Annotated in this window: 16 protein-coding genes; 9 read left to right on the top strand and 7 right to left on the bottom strand. The window is 57.6% G+C overall.

Annotation, left to right across the window (positions count from 1 at the left end; genetic code table 11):
- Window positions 1–24: 24 nt before the first annotated feature.
- On the top strand, window positions 25–1,548 hold the full coding sequence (locus tag CYB_RS08865) for a S10 family peptidase (RefSeq protein WP_011433460.1): 1,524 nt from the start codon (window positions 25–27) through the stop codon (window positions 1,546–1,548).
- Window positions 1,549–1,916: 368 nt separating this feature from the next.
- Here CYB_RS08865 and CYB_RS08860 read toward each other — a convergent pair whose 3' ends face one another.
- A complete protein-coding gene (locus CYB_RS08860) occupies window positions 1,917–3,887 on the bottom strand; it encodes a serine/threonine protein kinase (protein WP_011433459.1) in 1,971 nt (656 codons plus the stop codon).
- A gap of 141 nt (window positions 3,888–4,028) precedes the next feature.
- Here CYB_RS08860 and CYB_RS08855 point away from each other — a divergent pair, with 141 nt between their 5' ends.
- Window positions 4,029–4,910: an inositol monophosphatase family protein gene (locus tag CYB_RS08855; RefSeq protein WP_011433458.1), complete on the top strand. Its 882-nt coding sequence runs from the start codon at window positions 4,029–4,031 to the stop codon at window positions 4,908–4,910.
- On the opposite strand, the gene CYB_RS08850 is transcribed toward CYB_RS08855, so the two are convergent.
- Window positions 4,865–5,848: a glycosyltransferase family 2 protein gene (locus tag CYB_RS08850; protein ID WP_011433457.1), complete on the bottom strand. Its 984-nt coding sequence runs from the start codon at window positions 5,846–5,848 to the stop codon at window positions 4,865–4,867. The two genes, CYB_RS08855 and CYB_RS08850, sit on opposite strands and share 46 nt — an antisense overlap.
- A gap of 390 nt (window positions 5,849–6,238) precedes the next feature.
- Window positions 6,239–7,339 (bottom strand): uroporphyrinogen decarboxylase, encoded by a 1,101-nt coding sequence (gene hemE / locus CYB_RS08845; RefSeq protein ID WP_255344537.1) that lies wholly within the window; start codon window positions 7,337–7,339, stop codon window positions 6,239–6,241.
- Window positions 7,340–7,582: 243 nt separating this feature from the next.
- Here hemE and crtE point away from each other — a divergent pair, with 243 nt between their 5' ends.
- The 4 genes from crtE (at window position 7,583) to CYB_RS08825 (ending at window position 10,554) form a co-directional block, all read left to right on the top strand.
- Window positions 7,583–8,476: a geranylgeranyl diphosphate synthase CrtE gene (gene crtE, locus CYB_RS08840; RefSeq protein ID WP_011433454.1), complete on the top strand. Its 894-nt coding sequence runs from the start codon at window positions 7,583–7,585 to the stop codon at window positions 8,474–8,476.
- A gap of 70 nt (window positions 8,477–8,546) precedes the next feature.
- Window positions 8,547–9,008, top strand: coding sequence for a divergent PAP2 family protein (locus CYB_RS08835; protein ID WP_011433453.1), 462 nt, complete (start codon window positions 8,547–8,549; stop codon window positions 9,006–9,008).
- A 13-nt stretch (window positions 9,009–9,021) separates the two neighbouring features.
- Window positions 9,022–9,669 carry a hypothetical protein gene (locus tag CYB_RS08830; protein ID WP_011433452.1) on the top strand — a complete coding sequence of 216 codons (648 nt, stop codon included), beginning with the start codon at window positions 9,022–9,024 and terminating at the stop codon, window positions 9,667–9,669.
- Between the two features lie 45 nt (window positions 9,670–9,714).
- Complete coding sequence (locus CYB_RS08825) at window positions 9,715–10,554, top strand: SirB1 family protein (RefSeq protein ID WP_011433451.1); 840 nt, start codon at window positions 9,715–9,717, stop codon at window positions 10,552–10,554.
- Between the two features lie 92 nt (window positions 10,555–10,646).
- Here CYB_RS08825 and CYB_RS08820 read toward each other — a convergent pair whose 3' ends face one another.
- Window positions 10,647–10,829 (bottom strand): hypothetical protein, encoded by a 183-nt coding sequence (locus CYB_RS08820; RefSeq protein ID WP_011433450.1) that lies wholly within the window; start codon window positions 10,827–10,829, stop codon window positions 10,647–10,649.
- Window positions 10,830–11,029: 200 nt separating this feature from the next.
- Window positions 11,030–12,085 carry a TauD/TfdA family dioxygenase gene (locus tag CYB_RS08815; protein ID WP_011433449.1) on the bottom strand — a complete coding sequence of 352 codons (1,056 nt, stop codon included), beginning with the start codon at window positions 12,083–12,085 and terminating at the stop codon, window positions 11,030–11,032.
- Between the two features lie 311 nt (window positions 12,086–12,396).
- On the opposite strand from CYB_RS08815, the gene CYB_RS08810 reads away from it, so the two are divergent.
- Entirely contained in the window at window positions 12,397–13,227 is an 831-nt protein-coding gene (locus CYB_RS08810) for a DUF1350 family protein (RefSeq protein ID WP_011433447.1), read from the top strand.
- Window positions 13,228–13,542: 315 nt separating this feature from the next.
- On the opposite strand, the gene CYB_RS08805 is transcribed toward CYB_RS08810, so the two are convergent.
- Window positions 13,543–13,791, bottom strand: coding sequence for a hypothetical protein (locus tag CYB_RS08805; RefSeq protein ID WP_011433446.1), 249 nt, complete (start codon window positions 13,789–13,791; stop codon window positions 13,543–13,545).
- An 82-nt stretch (window positions 13,792–13,873) separates the two neighbouring features.
- Between CYB_RS08805 and CYB_RS08800 the strand changes: the two genes are divergently transcribed.
- Both CYB_RS08800 and CYB_RS08795 read left to right on the top strand, forming a co-directional pair.
- Window positions 13,874–14,254: an Npun_F0494 family protein gene (locus CYB_RS08800; protein WP_011433445.1), complete on the top strand. Its 381-nt coding sequence runs from the start codon at window positions 13,874–13,876 to the stop codon at window positions 14,252–14,254.
- A gap of 67 nt (window positions 14,255–14,321) precedes the next feature.
- Window positions 14,322–14,543, top strand: a complete 222-nt coding sequence (locus CYB_RS08795) for a hypothetical protein (protein ID WP_011433444.1) — start codon at window positions 14,322–14,324, stop codon at window positions 14,541–14,543.
- A gap of 114 nt (window positions 14,544–14,657) precedes the next feature.
- On the opposite strand, the gene CYB_RS08790 is transcribed toward CYB_RS08795, so the two are convergent.
- A complete protein-coding gene (locus CYB_RS08790) occupies window positions 14,658–15,689 on the bottom strand; it encodes a hypothetical protein (RefSeq protein ID WP_238376732.1) in 1,032 nt (343 codons plus the stop codon).
- Between the last annotated feature and the right edge of the window lie 102 nt (window positions 15,690–15,791).

Here is a 15,791-nt window from a genome sequence, read left to right as displayed (position 1 = left end):
ATCAGACTGCGGATCCCTGTTTTCATGGCTACTGAATCTAAGCCCACTTCCCCCCTCTCCTCCACCGAGCACAGGTTTACGGCTGGAGAGGAGAGCTTTACCTACAGAGCGCTGGCCGGTTGGCAGACCCTTTTTCAGCGGGAAAAACCGGTGGCCGAGATCTTTCACGTCGCCTATCTGAAGCAAGACTCCGCCTCTCAGCACCGCCCTCTCACTTTTGTGTTCAACGGTGGGCCTGGGGCAGCTTCTGCCTACCTGCACATGGGAGCGCTGGGGCCCAAACGGATTTGCTTCGGGCCCAACGGCAGTTTGCCCCCCTCCCCGGTGCGGCTGGTGGACAATGCCGAAAGTTGGTTGCCCTTTTCCGACCTGGTCTTTGTCGATCCGGTGGGGACAGGGTTCAGCCGCGCCCTGCCCAAGGATTCTCAAGACCCCAAAGATTCCCGGGAGAAATCCGATCCGGCATCCAAGCCCCCTCAGCCGGATGCTAAGGCGGAGGAGCCTCCTAAGGAATCGCCCTTCTGGGATGTGGAGCGGGATTTGCAATCCTTGGGCGAGTTCATTCAGGGCTTCCTTTCCCGATACAAACGCTGGCTCTCCCCCATTTTCATTGCCGGCGAGAGTTACGGTGGGTTTCGGGTGGCGCGGCTGGCCAAGGAGCTGCAGTCCAGGTTTGGCGTGGGCCTGTCGGGGGCCATTCTCATCTCGCCTGCGATTGAGTTTGGGTTGCTGGAGACCAACGATTACAACCTCAGCACCTGGGCAGCCCTTTTCCCTTCCTATGTGGCCACAGCAGCCCATCATGGACGGTGTGGCTGGGGGGAGGATTTGCAGATCCTGCTGCCCAAAGCAGAACACTTTGCCCGACAACGTCTGCTGCCCCTCTTGGCCATGGGGGAGGCAATGCCAGAGGCAGAACGGCAAGCGGTGTATCAGGAAATGGCAGCAGGGATCGGCCTATCTCCAGAATATGTAGCCCACAGAGGCGGGCGGATCGATATCGCCAGTTTTGCCCGCGAGCTGTTGCGGTCGCAGCGACTGGTGCTGGGGCTCTACGATGCTTCTGTAACCACGGTGGATCCCTTTCCGGATCGGCCTACCTTCGAGGGATCCGATCCCACCTTGGATGGGATCGATCGCCTGTTCACGGCAGCCATCAACAGCCACTTGCGAGAGACCTTGCAGGTGGAAACGGAGTTGACCTATCACCTACTGAACCTGGAGGTGTTCAAGTCCTGGCGGTTCACCCCAAAAGGAGAGTTTAAGCAAGGATTCATCGGGGCAATGGACGAGCTGCGCAGCAGCATGGCCCTCAACCCCCACATGCGGGTGAGCATTCATCATGGCTTTTACGACCTGGTCACGCCCTACTTTGCCTCGAATCACCTGGTGGATTTGATGAAGTTGGATCCGCGGTTGAAGGCCAACCTCACCCTACGTCATTATCGCGGCGGACACATGTTCTACACCTGGGATCCCTCGCGATTGGAGTGGTTTACAGAAATGCGTGAGTTTTACTCGAAAACAGCTTCCAGCTCAGAGTCATAACATACTCGCCGGGCGAGGATTCTGGTTCCTGGTTTTGCAGCAGCACTTATAGTCAATTCAAATGGCAATGAGACACTAGCCGGTGCAATAGCTCCGCTAGAAAGTTCCTCTATAGCGTGCATCCTTGCCCTCTTGAAATTTAGGCCAGGACAGTGGCCCACACCCAAAACGTTGCATGCACAGGGCCATAGGGCTTTTCTCAGTAGCTCAAACGACCCTACTCCCTACAACCAGTCGCGTAGCTCTGAGCTGGGGATCTCACGGCGCTCCCCGGTAACCGTGAGAAAAATCGTGAGAAAAATAATGAGCGGTTTTGATTCCTGTCTTTCCCTCTTCTTGAGAGAGAACTCAGATGGGATCCCTGTGGGCTAAGGGGCTTGTTGTTGATTTTGAACAGTAGGGATCCGGCGCAAATTCAAAAGCACCATTGCGCTAAGGGGGCGCGTGTTGGCCAGTAGCCCCACGATCAGCAGCAGCCAACTGTTCAAGGTAGTATTGTCCAGCAGCCAACCCATCAACAGAGCCGATCCTGCCCCTTCGGCAACTGCCGCCAAGATCCAAGCCCGGCTACCTTTCCAGCGCTGAGACCACAAGGCCCATTGCAGCCCACCAACGCCGACCCCCACCAGCAAACCGCGCAGCGCATCTCCCATTGCCTGCAAGACATTTTGGAGCCAGGGATCCGTCGGGTTAAAAGCAGAGGTTGCTACCCCCACCTGGGGAGCGAGGAAATCCGCCGCCGCCCAGCCCAAAGCCGTGGCCAGCAAAGTTGCAGCCACCCATCCCACCGAAACCTGCCGCCGCAACACCAGCCACTGCAGCAGCCCCATCAGGAAGCCAAGGCCGGCTCCAGCCACCGCTTCTTGTAGTGATCCCAAAGCCGCCAGCAGAGGCGCTGATGCCCCCAGCCCCAGGTAGCCGATCCCAGCCGCCCCCAAATTGGCCAAGAGCCAACTCAACGCCGACCCTTTGCCCAGGCGGGGTGCATTCAGGGGTGCATCCAACAGATGAGAGCCGGACTTGCTGTTGATATGTTCCTGCCCAACCTTCTGTTCCACCTCGCGCAGCCCCTGTTCCGCTGAAGGGTTACCCGGTTCCAGCCGCAGCACCCCTTGATAGTCCATCTGGGCAAGGCCCCAATGCCCCTGTCGTTGGTGGGCCAGGCCGCGGTAGAGATAGTAGCGGGCTTCGTTGGGGGCGCTCTGGATCAGCTCGTTGAGCAAATGGACGGCCATCTTGTACTCGCCTGCCTCGATCAGACTGACCGCCTGCTGGAGCTTTTCTTCCTCAACTGGGGCAGTTCGGGGCTGTTGGGAAGTCGGCTGGCCAAATCCGGTCGGGATCCGCGGGGGGCGAACACCTTGAGGTGAACGAGAGGAATTTGAGGGGACGAACGGGGCAGGAGGGGCAACCTTGTTTCCATAGACAGCCTGTAGCTGCTGGCCGAGCACTTCCATGTTGGCCGGGCGGAGGGCAGGGTCTTTCTCTAGGCACTGGAGGACAACCTTCTCCAGGGCAGCGGGGATGGGGTGGGCTAGCTTGTGGTCTTGGAAGGGGCGGGGCTTTTGAAAGTTGTGGACGTGGTACCAGCCTTGCAAGGTGTCGGTATCCGGCTCGAAGGGCAACGCACCAGTTAACAGCTCGTACAGCACCACCCCCAGGGAATAGATGTCGGAGCGGCCATCCAGCTTTTCTCCGCGCATTTGCTCGGGCGAGGCATAGACCATCGTGCCCAAAAAATAGCCCGTCTGCGTCAGGCCACGAGAGGTCTCCCCCATGAGCTTGGAAATGCCGAAGTCCAGGATCTTGACCCGCTCTTTCCCATCGGGCCCTTTCTGCACAAAGATGTTGCTGGGTTTAATGTCGCGGTGGATGACGCCGCGAATGGAGTGCTTGCCCAGATCCATCTGAAAGTTGTGGGCGTGGTGCAGGGCAGAGCAAATTTGCAGAGCCAAGTTCACCACTCGCTCTGGGTGCAAGGGGCCTTCCCGAGCCAGCACATAGTCCAACCCCTGGCCGCTGTAGGGTTTGGCATTCAGGTACTCCATCACCAGATAGGGCTGGTTTTGGTACAGGCCGTAAGAGCGCACCTGCACGATGTTGGGGTGCTCGCCCAACAGAGCGCTGACCCTGGCCTCATCCATGAAGCGTTGCTGCAGTTGCTGGTAGTACTCTGGGCCCATGTCCGGGGGCGGCGGGCGCAACAACTTGACGGCCACCAGCTCGTCATTGAGCTGGGTATCCACCGCCTCGAACACATTGCCGTAGCCACCCTCGCTGATGTGGCGGGTCAGCCGGTAGCGGTTGCCAATCAGTTGTCCAATCAGGCGCTGGTTCATGGAGGAGGGTGGCCAGCTGGGGAGTTTACCTATGATTTGATTCTATTCAGCTTATGGGCCTAGAACCTGCTTGTGAGGGATCCGCTGCCATTGCGACCCCTTTTCCACCCCAAAAGCCAGGGATCCCGCTAGGATTGGGGCATGAGTGCTCCTTCTGCAACTGCTGCTCTATCCCCTTTCTGGCTGGAGGTTACCGAGTTTGCCTTGCAGGCTACGGCCAGCGTGGGATCCCAGCTCTTGGCAGACTTTGGCCAGGCCCACCCTACGGTTCGCGCCAGCGGGACGGAGTCCTTAAAAGCCGACGGCAGCTTGGTAACCTCTTCTGACCAGTGGGCGGATCGCGCTTTTCAAGGGGCCATTGCCGCTGCCTACCCCGATCACGGTTATCTGAGCGAGGAATCCAACCACATTTTTCCCGAGAAGGAGTGGTGTTGGGTAGTGGATCCTTTGGATGGCACCACCAATTTTGCCCGTGGGATCCCCATTTGGGGCAGCTCCTTGGCTTTGCTGCATTGGGGCGTGCCGGTGTTTGGCTGTGTCCATCTGCCGCCCATCCGCCAGACTTTTTACGGTTATTGGCCTCGGTTTCCTGGGGATGCAGCAGCAGGAGCTTTTCTCACCCGCCACGACCGGGATCCCGCCTGTCCCCAGCCAATCCGTCCTAGCACCGCCTCACCCGGCCCCAACCAATTGTTCAATTTCTGTTCCCGCAGCAGCCATTGGATTAGCCCGCAATTCCCTTGCAAAGCGCGGATGTTGGGGGGCGCTGCCTACAACCTGCTGGCGGTGGCCGGTGGCAGCCTTTTGGGGGCGGTAGAACGCTCGCCCAAGATCTGGGATGTGGCGGCAGTGTGGGCCATTGTCAAGGGGGCCGGCGCCGTTTGGGAACCCCTGAGCTGTGCCGATCCGGATCCCGGCCAGCCTCTCATTCCCGGCAAGGATTATGGCCGACTCACTTACCCCGCCCTGGTGGCAGCTCAAGCCGAGTGGATCCCCTTATTTCGCGCCTTCATCGCTCTGTAGCTTTCGTAAACGGCCTGCACGTTGTACCAGTTGAGGAAAAAAATCCGGCACAGCTCCAAGGCCAACTGCGAGCGGCCATGCCGGATCAACCAGCGCAGCAGCGGTTCCACCCGCTTCTCGTTCAGCCAGCCCCCCAGGGATAAAAGGCCCCACAGGAATTGGTGCAGGGGCGTCAGTTGGATCATCAGGCGCACGGCCCAGGTGGGGTGTTTTTGGTAAAAGAGAATACCCATGCGGCCCCGCTGCCGTTCCCGCTCAATCAATCCTGGGATCTGCTGCAGCTCAAAGGGCGGATGCCAGTGGTAGCCGGTGGCCTGGGGGCACTTGACCAGGCGCAGGCCCAAACGTTTTAGCCGCACCCCCAGCTCCAGGTCTTCCCAGCCGTAGAGGTGAAACCGCTCGTCAAAGGGGCCGGCGGGGGTTTCGCAGGCCAGCTCCAACCAATGGCGGGCAATGGCCACGTTGCCGGTGGCGAAAAAGGCTGCCGAAAAATCGGTGGGCTTGAAGGGTTCGGAGCGGGGATCCTGAAAATTGCTCGTGTTGATCACCCGCCCGTAGGTGAAGACCTTGGCCTCGTGGGGGGAGCGGGGATCCCCTGTAACGCCGTGCCGCCGCAGCATCTGGGCGTGGCTGGCCAAGAAGTGATCCACCACCACCAGGTCGCTGTCGATAAAGACGATGAGGGATCCCTGGGCGTGGCGAAACCCCAGGTTGCGGGCAGCGGCGGGGCCGCGGTGCTCCTGCTGCAACAGTTTCCACTGGGGCAAGCCAACGGGGTTGTTCTGCAGCCATTCCACTGTGCCATCGGTGGAGCCATCGTCCACCACCACCACCTCGTAGCCCTCGTAGGGGCCGGGCTGCTGCTGCGCCAGGGCCCGCAGACACTGCTCCAAAATGGGACGGCGGTTGTAGGTGGGAATGATGACGCTGATGTACACCGGGGATCCCTGGAGATGGCCGTGCAACCTTAGAGCAAAAGTTGAGCAAAACGCTTCAGGGAGGAGGGGTTCGCGCTGCCTGTTAGGCTAGAGGGCTTTTAGGAGCATGACTCTAGTCAATAATAAGCTCAACTATACTGAAAATAATGTATAATATGTTCATTACGGATTACTACCAGTTGATCTTTCTGTTTACTTTCGAGTCTGCCAACATGGTAGCCAAAGCAAAGCAGAAAATTGGTAGTAAGACGACACGGAAACTGCGCTTTGGGTATTCTACTCAAAGCTTTGCGGGATACCGCCATTCTGTTTGGACTCCGTCCCGCTAACGCGAATGGAAACAAACAGAATGCTATCGCTGCATAGTTGAACAGTGATGTTCAGCAGTGTTCAGCGTAAATGTATCAGCTCTGCCGACTGGCGCACCGTCTCGAAAAAGTAATGGACATTGGCCTCTGGAGTGCTTGGGTGAATGCCGTGGCCCAGGTTCATGATATGCCCACGGGATCCGGCTTTTCGAATCACCTCTAGGGTGCGCTGCCGGATGAACTCCGGGGATCCCAGCAACACCATCGGATCCAGATTGCCCTGCACCGCTAGGGATCCCAGGCGAGCCCTGGCCTCTGCCATGTCGCTCATCCAATCGAGGCTGAACACGTCGATGCCGGCTTTGCCCACCCGCTCCAGCAAAGCGGCGCTGCCGTTGATGTAGAGGATCAGCGGCACCTGCGGATAGCGAGCTTTCACCTGATCCACAATTTGCTTTTGGTAGGGCAAGGCCCAACACTCGTAATCGACTGGGCTGAGCTGTCCGGCCCAAGTATCGAACAACTGCACCACCTGGGCACCGCCCTCGATCTGGTAGATCACGTAGCGGGCAATGCTGTCGGCCAGCTTGCTCAGCAACTGATGCAGCAATGGCGGCTGCGCGAAGGCCAAGCTCTTGATGTGGGCGTAATCTTTGGAGCTGCGCCCTTCCACAGCATAGCAGGCCAGAGTCCAGGGGGAGCCGACAAACCCCAGCAGCGTTGCTTTCCCTTCCACCTCGCGGCGCAGGGTGCTGAGAATGGTCTTGATAAAGGGCAGACTTTCTTCCGGTTCCAGGAGGCGGATGCGTTCAATTTGGGCTTGCGAACGAATCGGCGGGTCGATGATCGGCCCCTGATGCTCCACCAGCTCAAAGGGGATGCCCATGCCCTCAAGGGGGGTGAGGATATCGCTGAACAGGATCACTCCATCAGGGGCAAAGGCCCGAAACGGTTGCAACGAGATCTCGACGGCCAGCTCCGGGATCTCGCAACGCTGCTTAAAGGTGTACTTGCTTTGCAGCTCGCGGTAGGCCGCCATGTAGCGACCCGCCTGGCGCATCATCCAAACTGGAGGGCGATCCAGCACTTCCCCTCGGGCCGCCCGCAGCAAACGGTCACCCAAGTGCTCCGCACCGCTGGCGGTGGAGGAGGTGGCGCTGAGCTGAACAGGCGAGTGGGACATAGGAGGGCAATCCGGCTAAAGATCCTTATGAATCCTGACATTGTGGCGACAGCAACCGCAAGTTGGCGGCTCAGGATCCCTGCAGTTTCTTCATCGGCTGCAACTTGCTGTTACTTCTTACCCTTTTGGCCTCTGGGCTGGGATCCCCAATTAAAGTGGACATGAGATAATGACACCTGACAAGTCTGTTGAAGAACGGCTCGACAAGGATCCCCCCATTGCCGAGTTGAGAGGAAACCCCGCTTGGTTGCCCAAACCTTTAACCTGAAAGCCTACCTGAGCCAGCGTCAGCAACAGGTGGAAGAAGCTCTCTCTGCAGCTTTGGTTCCCGCCTATCCGGAGCGCATTTACGAGGCGATGCGCTACAGCCTATTGGCAGGGGGGAAGCGCCTCAGGCCCATCCTCTGTCTGGCTGCTTGCGAGTTGGCCGGCGGCACTGTGGAGCAGGCTCTGCCTACCGCCTGTGCCCTGGAAATGATCCACACCATGTCGCTCATCCATGACGACTTGCCGGCCATGGACAATGACGACTTTCGCCGCGGCAAACCCACCAACCACAAGGTGTTCGGCGAAGACATTGCCATCTTGGCAGGAGATGCCCTGCTGGCCTTTGCCTTTGAGCACATTGCCAGCCAAACTCAGGGGGTACCGCCGCAGTTGGTGTTACAGGTGATCGCCCGCATTGGCCATGCTGTGGCTGCAACCGGTTTGGTGGGGGGACAGGTGGTGGATCTGGAGTCGGAGGGCAAGGCCATTTCCCTGGAAACTCTGGAGTACATTCACAGCCACAAAACCGGCGCTCTATTGGAAGTCTCGGTGGTTTCGGGAGGGATCCTGGCGGGGGGAGATGAGGAGCTGCTGGCCCACCTGAGCCGCTACGCCCGCGATATTGGCTTGGCCTTTCAGATTGTGGACGACATTTTGGACATCACCGCCACCAGCGAGCAACTGGGCAAAACGGCAGGCAAGGATCAAGCTGCCGCCAAAGCCACCTATCCCAGCTTGTTGGGCCTAGAGGCCTCCCGGCAAAAAGCCGAGGAGCTGATTCAATCGGCCAAGGAAACGTTGCGCCCCTACGGACCGCGGGCAGAACCGCTGCTGGCTCTGGCGGACTTCATCACTCGCCGTCAGCATTAGGGCAGGACAAGAGGACAAGTTAGATGGGATCCCTGGAGACCCTGCTCGCATTCCTGTGCTGGAGAGCCGTATGCTGCAACAGTTGATGGCCAATCATGTCCTCTGGGTTGCTTTGCTGGCCAGTGTGTTGGCCCAAGCCATCAAGCTGATCCTTTCCTATGTGCGGTCAGGCAAGGTTAACCTGCGAGTCTTGGTGGAAACCGGGGGAATGCCCAGCTCCCACGCAGCGTTGGTGACGGCTTTGTCCGTTGGGGTGGGGATGCAGGAAGGCTGGGACAGCCTGCTGTTTGCCGCGACGGTGGTTTTCGCATTGGTGGTGATGTACGATGCCGCGGGGATCCGCCAAGCCGCTGGAAAACAGGCGCGGGTGCTGAATCGCCTCCTGGAAGAATGGTTTGAAGAAAAGGGCGCCGACCGTTTTCCAGAACCCTACCTGAAAGAATTGCTGGGGCACACTCCCGTTCAGGTCATGGCCGGCGCGGCTTTGGGGGCAGCCTGTATTACATTGTCGTTTGCCCTGGGAGTAAACTGAGAGCCATTGGGGCATGCTAAGGCAGAAGTACCGCGGGGTGGTCATGGCTTCCAGTTCTCAACCTCGTCCGATCCAACGTTGCCCTTCCTGTGGCAAGCCGATCCCAGCCTACCGGTTCAAGTCTCCCTACTGCGACCACTGCGGTTGGCGGGCGGCCCCGGCAGCGCAAGCCCCTCAAAAAGGCGGATCCCTGGGCCAGAAAATCGCAGCTCAGGTAAACGGGATCGGATCCCAAGGTCAACGCCTCAAGGTGCCCCCTCTGCTACAGCCGCTGCTGAACTTCAACTTTTACCTCTATCTGCTCTGGGGGATCAGCCCTCTGTTTCCGCTGGTGGTGGATCGACCCCTGCTGGCCGAATCCAACTATCTGCTCCTAATCCCGCTTTTGTTGAGCTGGGGGCTGCTTTATTTGGCGGTGCGAGATCTGCCGCTGCCGGACAATTTGCGGCTGCCGCGCCTGTTGTTGGATGTATCGTTCATCCTGCTGCCCTTCTTCCAGAAAATTAATGTGTCCAAAGCCCCCAACCGACCCTATTGGAATGCTCTGCTGATTTGGGTGATCGGGATCCTGCTGCTTGCCGCTTTGCGGCTTTGGAGCTTTAGCCTGCTCCTGACGGCGGTGACCTTGCTGTTGACCAGCTTTTGCACGCTGCTGTTCTAACCGAGATCCTTGCAAAGAACCTTAATATTTAATATTTAACATTTCATGAGCATTCCTGCTGCCCGTCAACGCTTTGCCCTTGAAATCCAATCGGAGCCCATCGATCTGGGTCGGGCGGCCCTCTGGATTGCCCAAGAAGCCTATCCCGATCTGGAGGTGGAAGAGTATGTGGCCGCTCTGGATGAGATGGCCGCAGAGGTGCAAGAGCGCCTTCCCCCGGAGCGTTATCCCCTGCGGGTCATCAAGATCTTGAATCACTATCTCTTTGAGGATCTGGGCTTTCGTGGCAATCGCGAAGATTATTACGACCCACGCAACAGCTTTTTGAACGAAGTGATCGATCGGCGCACCGGGATCCCGATTACGCTGTCGCTGATCTATCTAGAGCTGGCGCGGCGGATCGATTTTCCCATGGCAGGAGTGGGCATGCCCGGCCACTTTTTAATCCGGCCCCTGTTTGCAGGCGCCGAGATTTTTGTGGATCCCTTTCAGCAGGGGGAGATTTTATTTCCAGAAGATTGTCAAGAGCTTTTGTCGCAAATCTACGGGCCTGGGATCCCTTTCCAAGAACACCACCTACGCCCCACCCCTCCCCGCCTGATCTTGGTACGCTTGCTCAACAACCTCAAGCAAATTTATCTGAGCCGCGCCGAACTGGAACCCGCTTTGGCAGCAGCGGAACGGATCTTGTTGTTGATCCCTGAATCCTTGCCCCACCTAAGGGATCGCGGGCTGTTGTATTATCAGTTGGGCCGTTGGCAGCAAGCCTGCCAGGATCTCAAGCGCTACTTAAAACAGGCGCCTTTCCACCCCGAGATCAATCGCTCTGATGAGCATTTAATCCGGGAAATTGTCGAGAGATTGGAATCTCATCCCGACTCATGATAGGAGCATGCACAATTGCTCTCAGTTGTGCGTTGTGTAAGTGTGTAAGTTTTGAGCAAGATCTGCCGTCGTTTGCAAGCAAGGCTAGGTTTCTAGCAGGGATCGGAAGCAGCCCTTACCTCTTGGCGCAAAATGGCTTCTACCAACTCATCCAGAGCCTCTAGATCAGATGGATCATAGTTTCTTTCCCAGAGGATTTGGTTAATGTTGGACTCCTGCTGCAGAGTTAAAACCGAAGATTGTAAAACCTCATCGATGATCTGGCGAATGCTCATCTTAACCTCGCAATCGTGAGAAGAATTGATGGCTTTGGCTCATAAGCCTAGAATGCTGGAAACGCTCTGCGATAGCCATCGTGAGGATCACGTATTTTGACATCAGAATCTGGGGCGACTCATCCAAACCCTTTCGGGGAAATCGCCAATAGTACTTTTACGGACTTGAGCTATGGATGGCGCTGAAGTCTGCGAACTTCTCAGGATCTTCTGAGACAGACCTGCTCCCCATTGAGGGCAGCTTGGGCCTCATCGTCTGTTGCGAAGGCGGTGCGAATGATGCGCTCACCGGGATGGCGATCCCCTGCCGAAAGGCCGAGATCCCGCACCACAAATGAGCGCTGGATCCAGCGGTCGAAGCCATCGTAGCGGGGAGAGAAGGCAGTCCGTCCGTGGACGGTGCGGCGGTTGTCAATACAGAGCAGATCCCCTGTTTCCAGCTTGATGCCTCGGTAGACAGCGTGGATTCCCTTCCTCAGGGCTTCTAGAGCCAGACTGGCTTCGGGGGTGAGCCCCACCATCAGGTCTTCGTCGTAGTTCCAGAAGGGATCCTCTCGACGGCCATACAACACCGGCAAAATGGGGCCATTGATCAGGGCTTGCCGGTTGCCGAAGGAGTAGTCGATGCCGGTGCGATACAGGGGTTCAAACAGCAGCTCTCGATCGCGCTCTCCCAGCAAAGGCAGGACATGGCGGATGCTGGCGTAGGTGGTTTCCGCCACACGATCATGGTCGGGGCGCAGGCAAAACAGCAGCAAAAACTCCGGTGAGTGGGGATGAAAAACCGTCTCGCGGTGAAACTGTAGCCGAGTGCGGGATCCCTCGGAAGATTGCACCTCTTCGCTGTCGGGAGTAGGCACCAAGTTTTGAAACAGATCCCCGTTTTTTTCTTGGATGTAGGAGACCAAATGCCCCAAGCGGCTGCCGATCATCGCCAAGCAGCGTTCGCTGACAAAAGTGGTTTTCTCCTCAGAGCGCTGCGCCAGAGCCGGTGTGCGGGTATGGTCTAGTCCGGGATCCACGGGCAAGCCCCGCAGCAGCAGGATCCCTTCCGAATTGGAATACAACTGAAACTCCAGCAAGGCCCGCCGCAGATAACGGGGCAGCTCATCTGCCCGCATCTCGCAGTCCAGGAGAAATTCCTCTGTTTCCCGGTAGGGATCGGGCCCAGGTGCCAAAAACAGGTTTATCGTCTTTTCATCAAAGTCCCGACAATCGATCAGCAGGCATCCTTTTGCAAGCTGTGAAGTCTTCATCACGATCCCTCACCACCCACTGCCCTAGTCATAGCAGCCACAGCAACTTTTGGGCAGGGATCCTACACTCAAAACCCAATCTCGGCGAGTGTAGCGCACTACCCTTCGGTGCTAGAACCTCAGTCTGAGGCGGGGCAGAGTTTTGCCTGCTGCATCAGAAGTTAACTGGGGATCCCCATGTCTGGGCAAGATGTCCATTAGGATGAGTTCCAGGGGCTGGCCAGCGCAGGGAACCGGCGTGAGGTGGGCAAGTGGGATCTGCCGGGTTGTGGGAAAAGCTCCAACAAAATCGCAGGCGAGGTTGCAACACCATGGCACCAACTTGGCAAACCGATGGGCATACTTGGTTCCTTCTGCCCCCTCAACCCCGCGCCGTCGTTCACTTTCTGGGTGGAGCTTTTGTGGGAGCTGCCCCGCAAGTGTTCTACAGCCGCCTGCTGGAAGAACTGGCCCGTATGGGCATGGCCGTTGTTGCCACCCCCTACACCACCGATATCGATCACGCCCAACTGGCGCTCAACGCAGCCCAATCTTTGCACAGAAGCCTGCAAAGCAAGGGTTTGCTGGAGTTGCCTCTGTTTGGCTTGGGTCATAGCCTGGGCTGTAAGTTGCAGATCCTCTCTTGTCTAGCCGTTCCTTCTCTGGGATCCCGTCGGCGAGGCAATATTTTTCTGGCCTACAGCAATGCCGGGTTGGATCGGGCTTTGCCATTGCTGCGGCTGTTGACCCAAGCTTGGCCTCAACAACAGCTCGCCGATCTGTGGCGGATGTGGATGGGATCCTCCTCGCCGCCTGTGAACCTGTGGTTGGAGTTCGAGCCTTCCCCGACAGAAACCAACCGCTTAATTGAGGAGCAGTATCCGGTTAGAAACAACCTGCTTGTGGAATTTCGACAGGATGATATTGACGACATTCCTCTGCTCTACCAGCAGCTTTGCCGCAAGTATCAAGGCCACACCGAGTGGCAGCATCTCGAGGGGGATCACCTCACTCCACTGGGTTTTAGCTATCCTTTCCAAGTCGGGGAGGAGTTCAGCCCCATCGATGCTTTTGGACAGTTGATCTACCAGAACCTACTGGCCCCCAACCACCAAATGATCCGAAGCATCCGAGCCTGGCTGGCAACCCAATTGGCCCATTGACATTCTTCCCACGGCTCAAGTCAACGGATTTTTTCACAGCTTGCAGGATTTCTCCCGCTCACTGTTGGCAAGCGGGCGGCAGGTCTTGCTACTCCATCCTTGCGGATGCAGGAGGATGCCATAACCCCAGATACTTTGGCCTTCCATTTCAAACTAGATTGAAACACTCCCTAAGCGTTCTCCGCTGCCGCCCTACCCCCAGCAAGAGAGGGGAGCTAGATGGAAATGTTTCATTCCGGCTTAAAACGACTATAAAAGCTGCGTCACAACCTCGCTAGCGGAGCTACTGCATTGGTGTAGCTCATGACCGCCCATTTACTGATCAAGCCAGCTCAAATCGGAGAGCAGATCTTGAGAGTAGGAAGAGGGGGACTGCGCTTGCAGATGAAACAACATCTGAAGGGTATCGCTCATCAGAAAGTAACAGGTCAAGACGCCGCCGGCAGCCACAGCCACCAGTGTCCCTGCCAACATGCGCGAGAACTCCTGACTCTGAAAAGCCTGCTCCATCAAGCGCAGCGCCCAGAATCCCAGGAGGACAACAATGGCAAGGATGATCAACATATCGTAATTTATTGTAACAAGCCTGCTGCTCAACGGCCATTGACAGAATTGAATAAGAACATAAGGACTCCCCTTGTCCCTCATGCTCCATGACTCTGAGTCAGTGTACAGAAGGGCTTGGCGTGCCTGGATTTGCAGCCCTTTTCGGTTGCCCTTGCTGCAGGCCATGAGCACAAAAGGGATCCCACCAGCGAAGATTGCAGGTTGGGCCGGCGTTCAAGCGGGCTACAGCCGACGCCCGTTATCGGAAATGCGGGTGGATCAGGAGCTGATGTGGCTGATTCAGGTAGGGCTGTTGCGGCGGGAAGTGGATGGGCAGGGGATCACGGATCGGTATCGTCTGGCACCTCTGGGTCGGCAGTTGCTGCAAGATCTGGAGAGGGATGAAGCTTTTGCCGGGATCTCGGCAAGCTGGGCAGACCACCTGCAGAATAGGCTGACCCGCTGGCGGCTGCTTCCCTGAGGATCCCCTACACTGGATCCAACGTTCAACGCCGCTCTCGAGGGGGGATATGGTACGGCCAAGGTTGATGCGTGTGCCCGGATCCCTGGCACTCCAACGTCCACTCCAAACCTCTTTGCAGCGGCGCAGCCAAGCAATTAACCGGCGCAGCAAATCTATCTACCGCAAAACCCGCTCCCTCTACCGACGCAACTTGCCCCTTTATCTGCGCAATTTGCTGTTGCAATACCGCACCAGCCTTATCTACAACCTCAAAGCCAGGCCTGTCAGCAGAACCCGTCGAGGATAGCAAGCCCCCCTCTGGATCCCAGCACAGCGGTCTTCACCCCGTCGGAGTTGGTGATGGAGATTGTCCACCCCCAAGCCTGTGTAACCCCGTAGGAGGGGTACTTCTTGCAGGAGACTACCGGATCGTGAAGCGGCCAACTCCCACCTTCTCGCCGTTGACATGAATCTCGACGCGGTAGCGGCCGGTGTAGGGTTGGCTGAAGCTCAGAAAGCCTCGCACGGTATCGGCCAAGGGATCCCAGGGAACATCTAGCCTGCGGATCAGTTGCTCGCCCCCGGCTTCTCCGCCCTCGTAGTACCAGAGTATCTCCACCTTGGCGTTGGCAGGAAGGTTGCCCACCGGCAAGATGGCCCAGATCAAGGTGTCAGTGGTCTTGAACTCGGTTGTGGCCTCGCCAGGGCTGCCGTCCCCCCGACCTCGGTACAGGCCGATTGTCCTTAGCCCCGCCTCTTTGGGGGTTCCTTGGCTGTAGGCACGGGCATCCGCCTGCGCTTCCTGACCTAGGCGATCCAGCTCGGCCAGCAAATCTTCCTGCTGCTTCAGGGCATCGGTTGCTTCCTGCAGCCACTGGGCGATCTGCCGCTCTGAGGTTGGGACTTCTGAAGCCGGGGAAGAAGGCTGTGCAGCCGCCCCGCTGAGGTTGCGAATGGGAAAACCCTGAGCTGTCCCCACCTCGCTGCCCAGTAAGTTCAGCCAGCGGCTGCGCAGTTCAGGCATCATCTGGGGCTTGGCGGCGTAGGCAATGCGCACACTGCCGCGCGGGCCTCGGGTGATCCGGCCAATCTCATGTTCCTCAACTCCACTCACCGTCCCACGGCAACCAGCACTGCGGAACTCGTAGAGCACATCTTCTTCGCTCTCCCGATGAAACTCCCAAGTCGTTTGGGGGCAGCTAGCCAGGATGTTGTCCCGCATGTGGTTGGCGAGAAAGCGCGGCGATCCCTGGACATGAACGTCCATGACGGAGAGCATTTCTCTCCAAGAGGCCAAGCTCTCTCCGGGCCGTGTGAGAAGGGTTAGAGTAACCCCTTCTAGGACTTGATGATCGGCGAAAACCCATTCCCCCGAATCCCCTTCGATAACAACGTTTCCCGAGGGGCTGATGAAAGCGGATGCAAACAGCAGGCCGGCAAAAAGATTCAACACAATGCCCTTCCTTATCCTGGGATTTGCACCTGAAAACGGGACAGGAGAGCTTTCAAACTGCTCACTGGGCAAGCAAAGAAGGGCTGAACAAGGTCGTTGCCG

Source organism: Synechococcus sp. JA-2-3B'a(2-13), from assembly GCF_000013225.1.
Lineage (GTDB): Bacteria > Cyanobacteriota > Cyanobacteriia > Thermostichales > Thermostichaceae > Thermostichus.
This window is presented reverse-complemented; position numbering and strand designations above follow the sequence as displayed.